Source organism: Haemophilus sp. HMSC066D02 (genome assembly GCF_001810545.1).
Taxonomy (GTDB): Bacteria; Pseudomonadota; Gammaproteobacteria; order Enterobacterales; family Pasteurellaceae; genus Haemophilus_D.
The window spans coordinates 124,372-138,296 of record NZ_KV801824.1 but is presented as its reverse complement, the minus strand read 5'-3'; the positions used below and the strand labels follow the sequence as shown (position 1 = coordinate 138,296).

Below are 13,925 nucleotides of genomic sequence, written 5' to 3'. Positions count from 1 at the left end.
TAAAACAATGAATTTAAAACAAGAAAAAATTGCCGTGTTGTTAGGCGGCACATCAGCTGAACGTGAAGTGTCTCTTAATTCTGGTGCAGCTGTGTTAAACGCCTTAGTAAGCCAAGGTTATAATGCTCACGGTATCGATCCTAAAGAATATAATGTCGCGAATTTAAAAGCAGATGGTTTTGATCGTGTTTTTAACATTTTACATGGCCGCGGTGGTGAAGATGGCACTATGCAAGGTTTATTAGAACAAATCGGTTTGCCTTATACTGGTTGTGGCGTGATGGCTTCCGCGTTAACCATGGATAAAATGCGCACTAAAATGTTATGGAAAGCCTTTGGTTTACCTGTTGCCGATATGGAGATCGTGACCAAAGAAAACGCTCACGAACTAAACCCACAAGCTGTGGTCGAAAAATTAGGTTTACCTCTGATGGTTAAGCCATCTCTTGAAGGTTCAAGTGTGGGTTTAACAAAAGTAAAAGCAGTCGAAGAATTAAAAAGTGCGGTCGATTACGCACTTAAATTTGATAACACCATTTTGATTGAAGAATGGTTAGCGGGTGATGAACTAACTGTGCCTGTTTTAGGTGGCGAAGTATTGCCGGCTGTTCGCATTGTGCCAGAAGGTGAGTTTTATGATTACGATGCGAAATATATTTCAGATAACACCCAATATTTTTGCCCTGCGGGCCTTTCAGCTGAACGTGAGCAAGAATTAGCAAAATTAGTTAAACGTGCTTATGACGTTGTGGGTTGTCGTGGCTGGAGCCGTATTGATGTAATGACCGATGCACAAGGCAATTTCCGTTTAGTCGAAGTAAATACAAACCCAGGCATGACAAGTCACAGTTTGTTCCCTAAATCTGCGTCAACAGTCGGTATTTCATTTGAACAACTCGTCGTGAAAATTTTGGAGTTGAGTGCGTAATGAATGTAATTAAGCGCAAAAATACACCGCCAACGCAATTTGGTCGCTCATCTAACGGAGAAGGTAAATTCCGTTTTATGTTGCAGATTAAACTTGCTTTGGTGTTACTTTGTGCGGGGCTAGGGTATTTCGTTTATTCAAACTGGCAAAGTTGGCTCGAGAGCTTAGACGGTGATAGAAAAATTACTGCCTATGCATTAGTGGGCCAAAATGAATTTACCACTTATCCGGATGTGCAAGACGTATTGCTCAAAATGGGTTCACTCAAGGGTTTTTGGGGGCAAGACGTTAAGCAAATTCAAGAGCAGCTTGAAACGATTCCTTGGGTAAAAGGTGCGGTGGTTCGTAAAATTTGGCCAAATCGTTTAAGTATCTGGTTATCAGAATATCAGCCAGTCGCCATTTGGAACAAAACAGAGTTCGTTACAAAAGAGGGAACCGTTTTCCAATTGCCGATGGATAAGTTAAAAGAAAAAGCTTTACCTTATTTAGGTGGTCCGGATTATCAAAGCTTGAAAGTTTTAGAGGCTTGGAATCAAATTTTTGCTGATTTTAAGGCGAAAAATTTAGTGGTTAAAGGTGTGGCAATTGATGATCGTGGTGCGTGGCAAGTTACGCTAGATAATGATATAGTATTGAAACTTGGGCGCGGAGATTGGAAACCAAAATTAGATCGATTTGTAACGATTTATCCACAAATTGAAGTGCCTGAAGGTAAACGAATTGATTATGTAGATTTGCGCTATGCATCTGCATCAGCAGCGGTTGGATTGACAGAGAAATAAAAAATAATTCATTGGGTGTAATAAGAAAATGGCAAAAGAGTTGGAACCGAAAGTAATTGTAGGTCTTGAAGTTGGTACATCAAAGGTTGTTGCTGTCGTTGGGGAGGTGCTTCCTGATGGCGTAGTAAATGTACTTGGCGTGGGTAGTTGTCCATCAAAAGGGATTGATCGTGGCAGTATCACTGATTTAGATGCCGTTGTTAATTCTATCCAACGTGCCATTGAGGCAGCTGAATCAATGGCCGATTGCCAAATTATGAGCGTGACTCTTGCGATTACAGGTGAACATATTCAAAGCCTGAATGAGAGCGGTTTTGTTGCTATTTCTGAAAATGAAGTAACCCAAGATGAAATCGATGATGCTTTGCATACAGCGAGCTCAGTGAAATTACCTGAGGGTCTTTCTTTATTACACATCATTCCACAAGAATATGCCGTAGATAAACAAGTTAATATTAAAAATCCATTAGGCTTACAAGGTGTTCGTTTAAAAGCAAACGTACACTTAATTGCGTGTCACCAAGACTGGCAAAATAACTTAAAGAAAGCAGTTGAGCGTTGCGGATTACAAGTTGATAAAGTTGTGTTCTCCGGCTTTGCAGCAACACATTCTGTTTTAACTGAAGATGAAAAAGATCTTGGTGTTTGCTTAGTTGATTTCGGTGCAGGCACCATGAATATGATGGTTTACACCAATGGCTCATTGCGTTTCAGCAAGGTTATTCCTTACGCAGGAAATATTGTAACGAACGATATTGCTCATGCATGTACCGTTTCTCGTGCAGAGGCAGAGCGCATTAAAGTGAATTATGCGAGTGCATTATATCCGGCACGTTTACATGGTGATAAGAAAATTGAAGTGGCAAGTATTGGTGGTCGAGCACCACGTGCGTTAACAAAAAGTGATTTATCTTTAATCACTTCAGCAAGATATATTGAACTATTAGGCGTTGTTAAGGACGAATTAGATAAGCTCAAAGCAGATTTAGAAACCAAACATATTAAATTTGAATTAATTGCGGGTGTTGTTATCACCGGTGGTGGTGCACAGATTGAAGACTTAAAAGATTGTGCATCAAGTGTATTTGGTTGTCAGGTACGTATTGGTAGTCCATTAAATATTACGGGTTTAACAGATTATGTAAATCGCCCACAATATTCAACTGTGGTGGGATTATTACAATACCATCATCAAAATAGTGATAATGATCCTGTGGATAGTAACTATGGTGATGAAGCATTAGGCAAAAAATTCTGGAAAGGCCTTAAAAATATTTTCAATAAAGTGAAATCAGAATTTTGATCATTTTGGCTTTTTCATTTACAATAGAAAAAATTTAACTTTTATTAATGTGCTAGCAGAGTATTAGCAGTAACGGAGAACAGCAAATGTTATACCCAGAGTATGGTGATTTTGAAGAGCAAACAGGTGCACTGATTAAGGTTGTCGGTGTCGGTGGAGGCGGCGGTAACGCAGTTAACCACATGGTTGCTAACATGGTGCAACAAGAATTCAATGGTAATTTCTTGGGCGAAAGTGCAATTGATAGCGAAGAACACGGTAAAATCGTATTCTATGCGGTGAATACCGATGCGCAAGCATTACGCAAAAGCCAAGTTCAACAAACTGTACAAATCGGTGGGGCAACAACAAAAGGTCTTGGTGCAGGGGCAAACCCAAATGTAGGTCGTAAAGCAGCTGAAGATGACCAAGAAGAAATCCGTAAAATGCTTGAAGGTGCAGACATGGTCTTTATCGCTGCCGGTATGGGCGGTGGTACAGGTACTGGTGCAGCACCAATCGTCGCTAAAGTTGCAAAAGAATTAGGCATTTTAACTGTTGCTGTTGTTACTAAGCCATTTAGCTTTGAAGGCAAAAAACGTATGCAATTTGCTGAATTAGGGATTAAAGATCTTTCACAATACGTGGATTCAATGATCATTATTCCTAACCAACAAATCCAAAAAGTTCTCCCGAAAAATGCAACGTTAATTGATGCTTTTGCTGCTGCAAATGACGTATTACGTAACTCTGTTATGGGCATCTCCGATATGATTACCTCTCCTGGTTTAATCAACGTGGACTTTGCAGACGTAAGAACCGTTATGTCGGAAATGGGCCAAGCAATGATTGGTTTCGGTTCAGCTCAAAGTGAACCAGGTGCAGGTCGTGCAGAAGAAGCGGCGCGTCTTGCGATTAAAAATGATTTATTAGAGAAAGTCGATCTTTCTAATGCTAAAGGTATTCTTGTTAATATTACCTCAGGTATGGATCTCGGCTTTGACGAATTTAACGTGGTGGGTGACACAGTAGGTAGCTTTGCATCAGAAGACGCAACTATCGTTGTGGGTACCAGTTTAGTTCCTGAAATGAGCAATGAAATTCGTGTCACGATCGTTGCAACAGGTTTAGGTGATGTTGTTGCGGCTGAGCCAGTTGTTATTGCTCGTCCTCAAGCAGCAGTACAACAAGCGCCAGTTCAACAACCAGTAGCACAAGAAACGATTCAACCACAACCGCCAGTTGGTTTACATGGTTTAGATGCATTAAGACATAATCCACAGCCAGAACCAGCACAGGAACAAAATCCGCAATACGGTAACTTAAATAAACCGCTTGATCCAAGTCGTTTAGAACAGTTAAGAAATAACCCTAATTTCTTTAACCCGGCATCATTTGGTCGTGATGAGAAATAAGAGTAGAAGTAATCTTGTTGTGAAGCAATAAGGTAAAAGAGATGATTAAACAAAGAACATTAAAACAAAGCATTAAAGTCACAGGTGTAGGCTTACATAGCGGCAAAAAAGTAACGTTAACGTTGCGTCCGGCTATGCCAAATACTGGGGTGATTTACTGCCGTACTGATCTCAATCCGCCGGTGACTTTCCCTGCGAATGCAGATTCCGTGCGCGATACAATGCTTTGTACTGCACTTGTGAATGAACAAGGTGTGCGTGTTTCAACCGTAGAACACTTAAACGCAGCATTAGCAGGTTTAGGTATCGATAATATTATTATTGAAGTTGATGCACCTGAAATTCCAATCATGGACGGTAGTGCAAGTCCATTCATTTACTTGCTCTTAGACGCAGGTATTGAAGAGCAAAATGCACCGAAAAAATTTATTCGTATTAAGAAAAATGTACGAGTAGAAGACGGTGATAAATGGGCAGAATTTAAACCTTACAATGGTTTCCGTTTAGATTTCACCATCGACTTTAATCATCCAGCGATTAGTAAAAATGTACGTAATTATGTGATGGATTTCTCTGCACAAGCGTTCGTACATCAAATCAGTCGTGCAAGAACCTTTGGTTTCATGAAAGATATTGAGTATCTTCAATCTCAAGGTCTTGCCTTGGGTGGTAGCCTAGATAATGCTATCGTATTAGATGATTACCGTATCTTAAATGAAGACGGATTACGTTTCAGAGATGAATTAGTTCGTCACAAGATGCTTGATGCAATTGGCGACCTTTACATGTGTGGCTATAACATCATCGGTGATTTCAAAGCTTATAAGTCTGGTCACGGTTTAAATAATAAGTTACTCCGTGCTGTACTTGCCGATCAGGAAGCGTGGGAATTTGTTACCTTTGAAGATAAGAAACAAGTTCCACAAGGTTATGTTGCACCTGCGCAGGTACTCATCTAACAATGTTTTGTTGAAAAGCTATACTTCTTTCGGGAGTATAGCTTTTTTATTTCCCATCTTGCTCTGTTATTTTTGTTTTCTGCGAAGGTAAAGAGCGGTCAAAAATAGAGGTATTTTTATTATGAAAAAATTATTTACCGTGCTTCCTCTTGTGCTAGCAACTTCTGCTGCAATGGCATATGAACAGGGCAAAACCTATCAATTTACCATATTGCACACGAATGATACGCACGGACATTTTTGGCCGAATGCAAAAGGTGAATATGGCTTTCCTGCTCACAAAACAATTGTTAATCGCGTAAAAGCTGAAGTCGAGCAAAAAGGTGGCTCACTCATTTTATTAAATGCAGGTGATTTTAATACTGGTGTACCTGAGTCAGATATGCAAACAGCAGAACCTGATATTAAAGCAATGAACGCAATGGGCTATGAGGCAACTGTATTAGGTAACCACGAGTTTGATAATCCACTACAAATTCTTGATATGCAAGAAAAATGGGCAAACTTCCCATTCTTATCTGCAAACGTGATTAATACGAAAACAGGTAAAACCTTAGTTAAACCTTATACGATTTTAAATAAACAAGATCTTAAAATTGCAGTGGTTGGTTTAACCACAGAAGATACTGCAAAATTAGGTAACCCAGAATACCTCCACAATGTGAAATTTGAAGATCCAACAACGGTAGCAAAAGCCACATTAAAAGAGCTAAATGAAAAAGTTAAACCGGATATAAAAATCGCTTTAACACATATGGGCTATTACTATGATGCAAAACATGGTTCAAATGCGCCAGGTGATGTAAGTCTTGCACGTAATTTAGATAAAGGCGCATTCGATATGATTATCGGTGGTCACAGCCATGATCCGATTTGTGTGGATGATAAAGGCGTATGGATTAAAGATTATCAACCAACTCAGCCATGTAAACCAGATTTCCAAAATGGTACTTGGATTATGCAAGCATTTGAATGGGGTAAATATGTTGGTCGTGCAGACTTTGAGTTCAAAAATGGCGAATTAAAATTAGTGAATTATCAATTAATTCCAGTGAACTTGAAGAAAAAAGTGAAAAAAGAAGACGGCAAAACAGAATATGTAAACTATGCCGAAGAGATTCCACAAGATCCAGAAATGGAAAAACTTTTAAAAACTTACCAAGATAAAGGCGATGCGTTATTAAGCCAAAAAGTGGGTAAACTAAAAGGTAAGTTAGAAGGCGATCGTACCATTATTCGTTTTGAACAAACTAACCTTGGTCACTTAATTGCAGAAGCACAACGTCAAAAAGCGAAAGCAGACATTGGCATCATGAACTCAGGTGGTATTCGTGATTCTATCCAAGAAGGTGATGTGACTTATAAAGACATTTTAAAAATCCATCCATTTGGTAACATTGTGAGCTATTTTGAATTAACCGGTAAAGAATTATTGGATTATTTAAATGTGGTGGCATTGAAAGAAGTGGATTCTGGTGCTTATGCACAATACTCAGGTATCAGCATGACAGTGAATCGTGCAGATAAGAAAGTTGAAAATGTGAAAATTCAAGGCAAACCATTGGATTTAAATAAAATTTACCGTATTTCTGTACCAAGCTATAATGCTGCAGGTGGAGATGGTTATCCGGTTATGACCAAAAATCCAACTTTCGTTAACACTGGTTTTATTGATGCGGATGTTTTAAAAGAATTTTTTGAGAAAAATTCACCTATTAGTGCTGAAAAATACATCCCTCACAATGAAGTAACCTTTAAATAAGGAATGAAATGGCATTAGATTTATCAGAAATTCGTCAGCAAATTACGCAAATTGATCGCAGCTTGTTAAAGCTGCTTTCAGAGCGTCATCGCCTGGCGTATGATGTAGTAAGAAGCAAAGAAGTGACGCAAAAAGCGTTGCGCGATTTAGAGCGCGAGCAGCAACTGTTGCAAGAGCTTATTCAATTTTCTGAAAGTCAAAATTATCAGCTTGAACCACAGTATATTACATCAATCTTCCAAAAAATCATTGAAGATTCTGTGCTCACACAGCAAGTGTATTTGCAGAAAAAGCTCAATGAGCAACGAGAAGAAACGTTACATATTGCTTTCTTAGGCAAGCGTGGTTCTTACTCTAATTTGGCTGCCCGTAACTATGCGGCTCGTTACCATCAACAATTTGCTGAAATCAGTTGCGATTCCTTTGCTCAAATTTTTGAAAAAGTTGAGAGCGGAGAAGCTGATTATGGTGTACTGCCTTTAGAAAACACCACATCTGGTGCAATTAATGAAGTTTATGATTTGCTTCAACATACCACCTTATCTTTGGTGGGCGAGTTGGCTTATCCTATCAAGCACTGTGTTTTAGTGAATGAGCAGGATGATTTAAGCAAAATTGATACACTTTATAGCCATCCACAGGTGATCCAGCAGTGTAGTCAATTTATTCAAAGTCTTGAGCGTGTGCATATTGAGTACTGCGAAAGTAGCTCTCATGCAATGCAGCTCGTGGCAAGCTTGAATAAACCAAATATTGCGGCATTAGGCAATGAAGATGGTGGCAAGCTTTACGGCTTACATGTGTTAAAACATAATATAGCTAACCAAGAGAACAATATTACTCGTTTTATTGTGGTAGCTAAACAAGCTCGAGAAGTTTCACCGCAAATACACACGAAAACCTTATTGTTGATGACAACATCGCAACAAGCGGGTTCTTTAGTGGATGCTTTACTTGTGTTTAAAAAGCACGGTATTAATATGACCAAGCTTGAATCTCGTCCTATTTATGGCAAACCTTGGGAAGAAATGTTCTATTTGGAAATTGAAGGAAATATTCATCATCCTGATACCCAAATTGCCTTGGAAGAGCTTAAGCAATTCAGTAATTATCTAAAAGTGCTAGGTTGTTATCCAAGTGAAATTGTGAAGCCTGCGAAGGTATAACGAAAATAAAAAAGAGCGGTCGATTTAAAACAATTTTAAAATCGACCGCTCTTTTTATCAGGAATTCTTAGGCTTTTTTCAAGAACTCTGATTTCAACATGATTTTGCCACAATCGACGTTGTGATCACCGTTAACTAAACGGATATTTTTGAATTTCGTGCCTTTCTTCAACACTTCAGATGAACCTTTTAATTTTAAATCTTTAATTAAAAGCACATCATCGCCATCGGCTAATAAATTACCGTTGCTGTCTTTAACAATCAGTTGATCTTCATCGGCTTCAACTGTTTCGTTACCATTCCACTCATTGCCACAATCAGGACAAACAAAATTCACAGAATCGTGATAAACATATTCACCTTTACATTTTGGGCAAGCTGGCATTTGATCCATTTCTTTTTCCTTCTTTATCTGATTTAAGCAAAGTATAATGCGCACGGAGTATAACAAAAAAGTGACTATTCGCCAAAAAATGGGCAATTTCACGGAATTTATGAGGTATTTATGAAAAAAATTATGCTTTTGAGTGCAGTGATGGGCAGTTTAATCTCAGTTAATGCATTCGCTCACAATATCCAACCTAACCAACTTTTAGCGAACGTAACGGTTTCAGATAAGGGCGAAATCACTTTAAATGGCAATGATGTGGCGTATAAATCATGGAGCTCAACGGCATTACCTGGCAAAGTACGAGTGATTCAACATATTGCAGGCAGAAGTGCAGCAAAAGAGAAAAATCAAGCGATGATTGAAGCCATCAAAGCCGCTCATTTTAACCAAGCTAAATATCAAACCACAACCATTATTAATGCTGATGATGCTGTTGTGGGCACGGGCATGTTTGTGAAAAGTAGCGCAGAAAAAGGCAAAAAAGAAAATGCCCATAGCCAAGTGATTTTAGATGATAAAAGTGCGGTCAAAAATGCATGGGGATTACGTGAAAAAGACAGCGTGATTATTTTGCTTGATAAAACCGGCAAAGTGCAATTTGTGAAAGAAGGTAAATTGACGGATGATGAAGTCAAGGAAGTAATTTCACGTGTAACAGCGCTAATGGCGAAGTAATATAGCAATAAGCGGAAGTTGTCTTCCGCTTTTTTATCCTTTGAAATCCTTCATTAATTTTCTCAATGTGCCGCAATTTCGTTGAAATTTACGGCAATGTGTACAGATGGCAAGATGCAAATTGAGCCCAATTTTTTCTTTAGTCATTAATGAGCGTTCTTGCGCATCTGAAATAAGGCGAGTCGCTTGGCGACATTTCATAAAGTCACTCCTTAAAGTTTATGAGATAAGCAGTTTTGAAGTTGTAAGCGGGCACGATAGAGTGTCGTGTGCAAGTTACTTATGCTTAGTTGATTTTCTTGGCAAATTTCTTCGGAAGATAATTCCAAAAACTCTCTCATCATAAAAATCTTGGCTTGTTTGGCAGGCAGACAAGTTAAGCAAGTTTCAAAAATCAGCCAGAATTCTTCAGAATAGACCGCACTTTCGCTCAGTTCGAGATCGAGTGGAGAATGTTCAGCTTTCCAGTGTCCCCCTTCATCAAAGAAATGATTAGTTTGTTCTTCATCTTCTATTTCGGTTTCCAGTACAAATTTGCCTTTCTGGCGAAGAAAATCGATGATTTTATTTTTTAAGATAGCAAAGACCCAGGTTTTAAATGCCGCTTGTCGTTTAAATTGCTCAAGATGGTTAAATGCACTTAAAAAACTCTCTTGCACCAAATCTTCAGCTAATACAGAATCGCCCACCTGTAATGTGGCAAATTTCAGCATTTGCTCTCTAATTTGAGCCAAGTCTTTATTGGAAATTCCAGTTTTCATATTTTTTCCTTGAAAAAAGTGTAAGAAATAGATTTCTCATTCGTCTAATGATAATGAAAGGGGAAACCCTTCCATCCAATGCTAATTATTCACAAATTAAGGAAGATTCAAAATGAAAAATATTACTTCAAAAACAACCTTTACTGCTATTGCTGCACTTTTCTTCGCAACCAGTCTTTATGCGACCGATATGAAATCTAATGAAATGTCGATGGCAAAAGATTCCATGCCGATGACAAAAGATTCCATGCCGATGACAAAAGACGCTATGCCAATGCAAAATGACAAAATGGCATCTGATGGGATGATGAAATCTCATGATATGAAATCTCACGACATGAAAATGGATAATATGAAATCAGAAGGAATGAAATCTGATGATATGAAAACAAAAGAAATGAAAGCAAAAGAAATGAAGAAAAAAGCAAAAACAATGGAAAAACCGAAAATGTAATGCTTTCTTCTTAAAAGAAAAACTGCGGTCAATTTGACCGCAGTTTTTGTATCAAAGTGAGATTATTGTTTACGCCACGTCGTGCCGTTAGGGCCGTCTTCTAACACAATTCCCATTGCAGTGAGTTCATTACGAGCCGCATCTGCAGCAGCCCAATCTTTAGCAGCACGCGTTTCGTTGCGTTGTTTGATGAGCGCTTCAATTTTTGCGACTTCATCATCGTCTGAGCCGGCTTGTAAGAATTTTTCTGGATCTTGTTGAAGTAAACCTAAGATACCCGCTAATTCACGTAAACGAGCAGCAAGACCATTGGCTTTTTCTGTATCTTCAGTTTTCAATTTATTGATTTCACGAGCCATTTCAAATAGGACAGAAAGAGCGTTCGGCGTATTGAAATCATCGTCCATCGCTTGCCCCAAGGTTATATAGTCGCCCTCTTGCATCCATTCATATTTAAAGCTGCGGAACCAACGCTCCATTGGAGCATTATCCCAACAGTTACCTCGGCGACTCATACTTTGGGATAAAGCACTTCAGCATTAATCCAATTCACCCAGGTGTTTTCCAATAATGGAATTAAGGGAGTGCTATCTTCAACAACTGTATTTAAGGCAGATAATACCTCTTCTAAAGACGAAGGTTGTTCTTGTATATAACTTAATAGCCAAAAGTCAAGTTCAGATAAGCGTTGTTGCAGAATATTAAAATCGCTATCCCGCCATATAACAGCTTGCATAGGGTTTTCATCAAATTGTTTAAAATCGCTTGATAAAAAATCGACTTCATAGCTTTTTAAATAAGCTGCATCAGATAACTGCATTACGCTATACTTATTCCACTCAAATTTTTCAGGTACTTTTGCTAAAGAAACTTCTGCAAGTAATTGAGTATTTTCAAAATCCATCAATGCCAGTATATTGGCGTCAAAACTCTCTTTTTCTTGACAAAATAAGAGAAATTCTCCAGCAATATCTTGAAAATAAGGCGAATGTGATTTTCCTTTTAATACAAAAAATTCTTTTGTCTGAGACCAACTCTCAGCAGAAACGTGTTTAGGCGCTTCAACAAAACAACGGTCAATAAAACCAAAGATGTTATTTCGAACTAAACGAGCATAAACAGCAAGGCGATTCGGAGCATAACCATTTAGAGGTTGAGCATGAGCCAATCGAACTGCTGTGGCAAGTGCTTTTTGTGTTTCAATAAGCGAAGGTTTAGGCTGCATAGGATATTACCTCTTTTTGAGCATATTTTTGCTGTAGTTGTGCAATATGTTCAACTTCAGCATAAAGTTCTGCAAATGGAGGGAAATTGAAATCACGCTCTAATAATGTTGGCGGAATGACAGGTAGTCGTTGATAGGCATATTCTAATAAATCCCACACAGTACCTTTTACTGCCTCACCGTGTGTATCAATTAATAACTCTGGTAAATAGCGATATGCCCCTTTTATTTTATTAAATGATTCTCCTTCTAAATCCTCCACAACTTGTGCGGCAGAATGTTCTTCGTCGTGTCCTGCTATATGAATGTAATTGACACGTTTCACATCTACTTGATCTAAAAAAACATAAGGATCAAGTAAACCGTGATTGATGCCATTTACATAAATATTATTCACATCTAAATGAATACTACAATCCGCTTCTTGTGCAATAGCATTTAAAAATTCTACTTCATTCATTGTGCTGGTGGGAGAGTGTAAATAATAAGAGGTATTTTCTAATGAAATTTGTAATCCTAAAAAATCTTGCACATAGCGGATTCTCTGTGCTACGTGTTTTACAGCTTCTTCAGTAAATGGCATAGGTAATAAATCATATAAATGCCCTTCACATTCACAATAACTCAAATGTTCAGAAAAAAATGTCGAATTATATTGAGTCATTAATGCTTTAGTATTTTTTAATAACTCGCGATCAAGTGGTGCTTGCCCGCCTAATGAAAGTGATAGTCCGTGTACCGCAAGTGGATATCTTTCAGCGGCTTGATCAAATTTATAACGAGCAGCTCCTCCCATTTTTACCCAATTTTCTGGAGCAACTTCCATAAACTGAATCGCATTATTTGATGATAAATTCAAAAAATCATCTGCTAAATCTCGACGATACCCTAATCCTGCACCTTGTAACATAATTATTTACTCCTTTTAATACAACACTGGTGTAAATTTACACCAGTGTTATGTATGGCATCTAGATTAAAATACGATTATTTAGAGCCACATTTACCTTCACCACATTTACCTTCTGCAGCTTTTGGTTTGCTCGCACCACATTTACCTTCTGCGGCTTTCGTTTCGTTTGCACCACATTTACCTTCTGCAGCTTTTGTTTTCACACATTTATCGCCTACACAAGGTGTTGCAGCTTTATCCATACTGCTTGATTTTGGCTCAGCGTGTGCAACAGTAGCTACTGTCATCGTTAATGCTCCTGCTAATGCGGCTAAAGTGGATAATTTTTTCATTTAAATCTCCTAGAATTTGATATTGAATATATAGTTAGAGGAATTTCAACCAGCTTTTAGTTGGATAAACCTTCTTAATAAGCGTGTCTAAAGAGAGTTTCCCTGCTCCCTGCGTAATTAAGATTAATAAAGTTACCACATAAATTAAGGGTAATTTATAACCATTATCACAAACGTTATAACCTGAATCGGCGTGAATGCTATACCACGCGACAGAGATTAAAACCGTTAAACTTAATGCACTAAAACGTGTTAGCACCCCAAATATCAGCAAGAATGGGAAAATTAATTCAGATCCCATTGCAACGTGCCAATTAATATCGGCTGGAATAAGATTAAATGGAAAAGGAAAACGATCTTGTATTTCAGTAAACCAATTTTGACCATTCCATTTTTCTAACCCTGCCTCTAAAAATTCCCACGCAAGAAAAAAGCGTAAAATCAATAAACTCACGCCGCTGCTGATACCTTGCATCTTACAATCTTTCATTTTTTCCTCTGATTGATTACCTATTTTATGAAACTATTTAGTTCATTATGGTAGGAAATGCTTCCTAGTTATTCTATTAGTCGGAGATAAGCCTTTTTTTCTTACACTTTTTTTTCAAAAAATTGAAAATATTATTTTTTGTAAAAATGCAGATAACATTAAGGGCAAAGATTCTAATAATCTTCGCCCTTTTATCTTTTACTGATTAATGTAGTGATCAGCTAATTCAACAGTCCCCGATAGGTTTTTTTTGTTAAAACAGGCGCCAAACCTTGATTGTAACGATGTGGGCGAACAAAATTGTAATACATCACATAAGCTCTCACATCGTCCATCGCTTGCCCCAAGGTTAGATAGTCGCCCTCTTGCATCCATTCATATTTAAAG

Annotated in this window: 16 protein-coding genes and 1 pseudogene; 9 read left to right on the top strand and 8 right to left on the bottom strand. The window is 38.0% G+C overall.

Translation table 11 applies throughout. The features are described from left to right. Positions 1-7: 7 nt before the first annotated feature. The 7 genes from HMPREF2750_RS07840 (at position 8) to pheA (ending at position 8,297) form a co-directional block, all read left to right on the top strand. The gene (locus HMPREF2750_RS07840; RefSeq protein ID WP_032822683.1) at positions 8-928 is read left to right on the top strand and encodes a D-alanine--D-alanine ligase; all 921 of its coding nucleotides are present in this window, start codon (positions 8-10) and stop codon (positions 926-928) included. Further along, positions 928-1,713, top strand: a complete 786-nt coding sequence (locus HMPREF2750_RS07835; RefSeq protein WP_049366217.1) for a cell division protein FtsQ/DivIB — start codon at positions 928-930, stop codon at positions 1,711-1,713. The genes HMPREF2750_RS07840 and HMPREF2750_RS07835 overlap by 1 nt, the downstream gene beginning before the upstream one ends. Positions 1,714-1,741: 28 nt before the next feature. Next, positions 1,742-3,016: a cell division protein FtsA gene (ftsA, locus tag HMPREF2750_RS07830; protein ID WP_005697680.1), complete on the top strand. Its 1,275-nt coding sequence runs from the start codon at positions 1,742-1,744 to the stop codon at positions 3,014-3,016. A gap of 86 nt (positions 3,017-3,102) precedes the next feature. After that, complete coding sequence (ftsZ, locus tag HMPREF2750_RS07825) at positions 3,103-4,410, top strand: cell division protein FtsZ (RefSeq protein ID WP_005696524.1); 1,308 nt, start codon at positions 3,103-3,105, stop codon at positions 4,408-4,410. Between the two features lie 41 nt (positions 4,411-4,451). Continuing rightward, positions 4,452-5,369 carry a UDP-3-O-acyl-N-acetylglucosamine deacetylase gene (gene lpxC / locus HMPREF2750_RS07820; protein ID WP_049384409.1) on the top strand — a complete coding sequence of 306 codons (918 nt, stop codon included), beginning with the start codon at positions 4,452-4,454 and terminating at the stop codon, positions 5,367-5,369. A 121-nt stretch (positions 5,370-5,490) separates the two neighbouring features. Then, positions 5,491-7,131, top strand: coding sequence for a bifunctional UDP-sugar hydrolase/5'-nucleotidase UshA (ushA, locus tag HMPREF2750_RS07815; protein WP_070583305.1), 1,641 nt, complete (start codon positions 5,491-5,493; stop codon positions 7,129-7,131). Positions 7,132-7,139: 8 nt separating this feature from the next. Next, a complete protein-coding gene (gene pheA, locus HMPREF2750_RS07810; protein WP_070583303.1) occupies positions 7,140-8,297 on the top strand; it encodes a prephenate dehydratase in 1,158 nt (385 codons plus the stop codon). Positions 8,298-8,364: 67 nt separating this feature from the next. Here the strand turns inward: pheA and HMPREF2750_RS07805 are convergent, their stop codons facing one another. Next, positions 8,365-8,691, bottom strand: a complete 327-nt coding sequence (locus tag HMPREF2750_RS07805) for a zinc ribbon domain-containing protein YjdM (protein ID WP_005699889.1) — start codon at positions 8,689-8,691, stop codon at positions 8,365-8,367. A gap of 111 nt (positions 8,692-8,802) precedes the next feature. On the opposite strand from HMPREF2750_RS07805, the gene HMPREF2750_RS07800 reads away from it, so the two are divergent. Then, entirely contained in the window at positions 8,803-9,363 is a 561-nt protein-coding gene (locus HMPREF2750_RS07800; protein ID WP_070583301.1) for a YtfJ family protein, read from the top strand. Positions 9,364-9,396: 33 nt separating this feature from the next. Here HMPREF2750_RS07800 and HMPREF2750_RS07795 read toward each other — a convergent pair whose 3' ends face one another. Continuing rightward, positions 9,397-9,564, bottom strand: coding sequence for a zf-HC2 domain-containing protein (locus HMPREF2750_RS07795; protein ID WP_049366225.1), 168 nt, complete (start codon positions 9,562-9,564; stop codon positions 9,397-9,399). Positions 9,565-9,575: 11 nt separating this feature from the next. Then, entirely contained in the window at positions 9,576-10,124 is a 549-nt protein-coding gene (locus HMPREF2750_RS07790; RefSeq protein WP_070583299.1) for a sigma-70 family RNA polymerase sigma factor, read from the bottom strand. A 112-nt stretch (positions 10,125-10,236) separates the two neighbouring features. Between HMPREF2750_RS07790 and HMPREF2750_RS07785 the strand changes: the two genes are divergently transcribed. Then, positions 10,237-10,578 carry a hypothetical protein gene (locus tag HMPREF2750_RS07785; protein ID WP_049370109.1) on the top strand — a complete coding sequence of 114 codons (342 nt, stop codon included), beginning with the start codon at positions 10,237-10,239 and terminating at the stop codon, positions 10,576-10,578. Positions 10,579-10,640: 62 nt separating this feature from the next. Here HMPREF2750_RS07785 and HMPREF2750_RS07780 read toward each other — a convergent pair. From HMPREF2750_RS07780 to HMPREF2750_RS07760, 5 genes and pseudogenes are all read right to left on the bottom strand, one after another. Further along, positions 10,641-11,105, bottom strand: a pseudogene (locus HMPREF2750_RS07780) (DALR domain-containing protein); the annotation flags it as partial. Then, positions 11,090-11,803: an HvfC family RiPP maturation protein gene (locus tag HMPREF2750_RS07775; protein ID WP_049371679.1), complete on the bottom strand. Its 714-nt coding sequence runs from the start codon at positions 11,801-11,803 to the stop codon at positions 11,090-11,092. The gene HMPREF2750_RS07775 and the pseudogene HMPREF2750_RS07780, both read right to left, overlap by 16 nt. After that, complete coding sequence (locus HMPREF2750_RS07770; RefSeq protein ID WP_009501044.1) at positions 11,793-12,713, bottom strand: HvfB family MNIO-type RiPP peptide maturase; 921 nt, start codon at positions 12,711-12,713, stop codon at positions 11,793-11,795. Before HMPREF2750_RS07770 ends, HMPREF2750_RS07775 begins: the two co-directional genes overlap by 11 nt. A 77-nt stretch (positions 12,714-12,790) precedes the next feature. After that, complete coding sequence (locus tag HMPREF2750_RS07765; protein ID WP_070583295.1) at positions 12,791-13,048, bottom strand: HvfA family oxazolone/thioamide-modified RiPP metallophore; 258 nt, start codon at positions 13,046-13,048, stop codon at positions 12,791-12,793. A gap of 34 nt (positions 13,049-13,082) precedes the next feature. Continuing rightward, positions 13,083-13,523, bottom strand: coding sequence for an HvfX family Cu-binding RiPP maturation protein (locus HMPREF2750_RS07760; RefSeq protein WP_083304594.1), 441 nt, complete (start codon positions 13,521-13,523; stop codon positions 13,083-13,085). Positions 13,524-13,925: the final 402 nt, after the last annotated feature.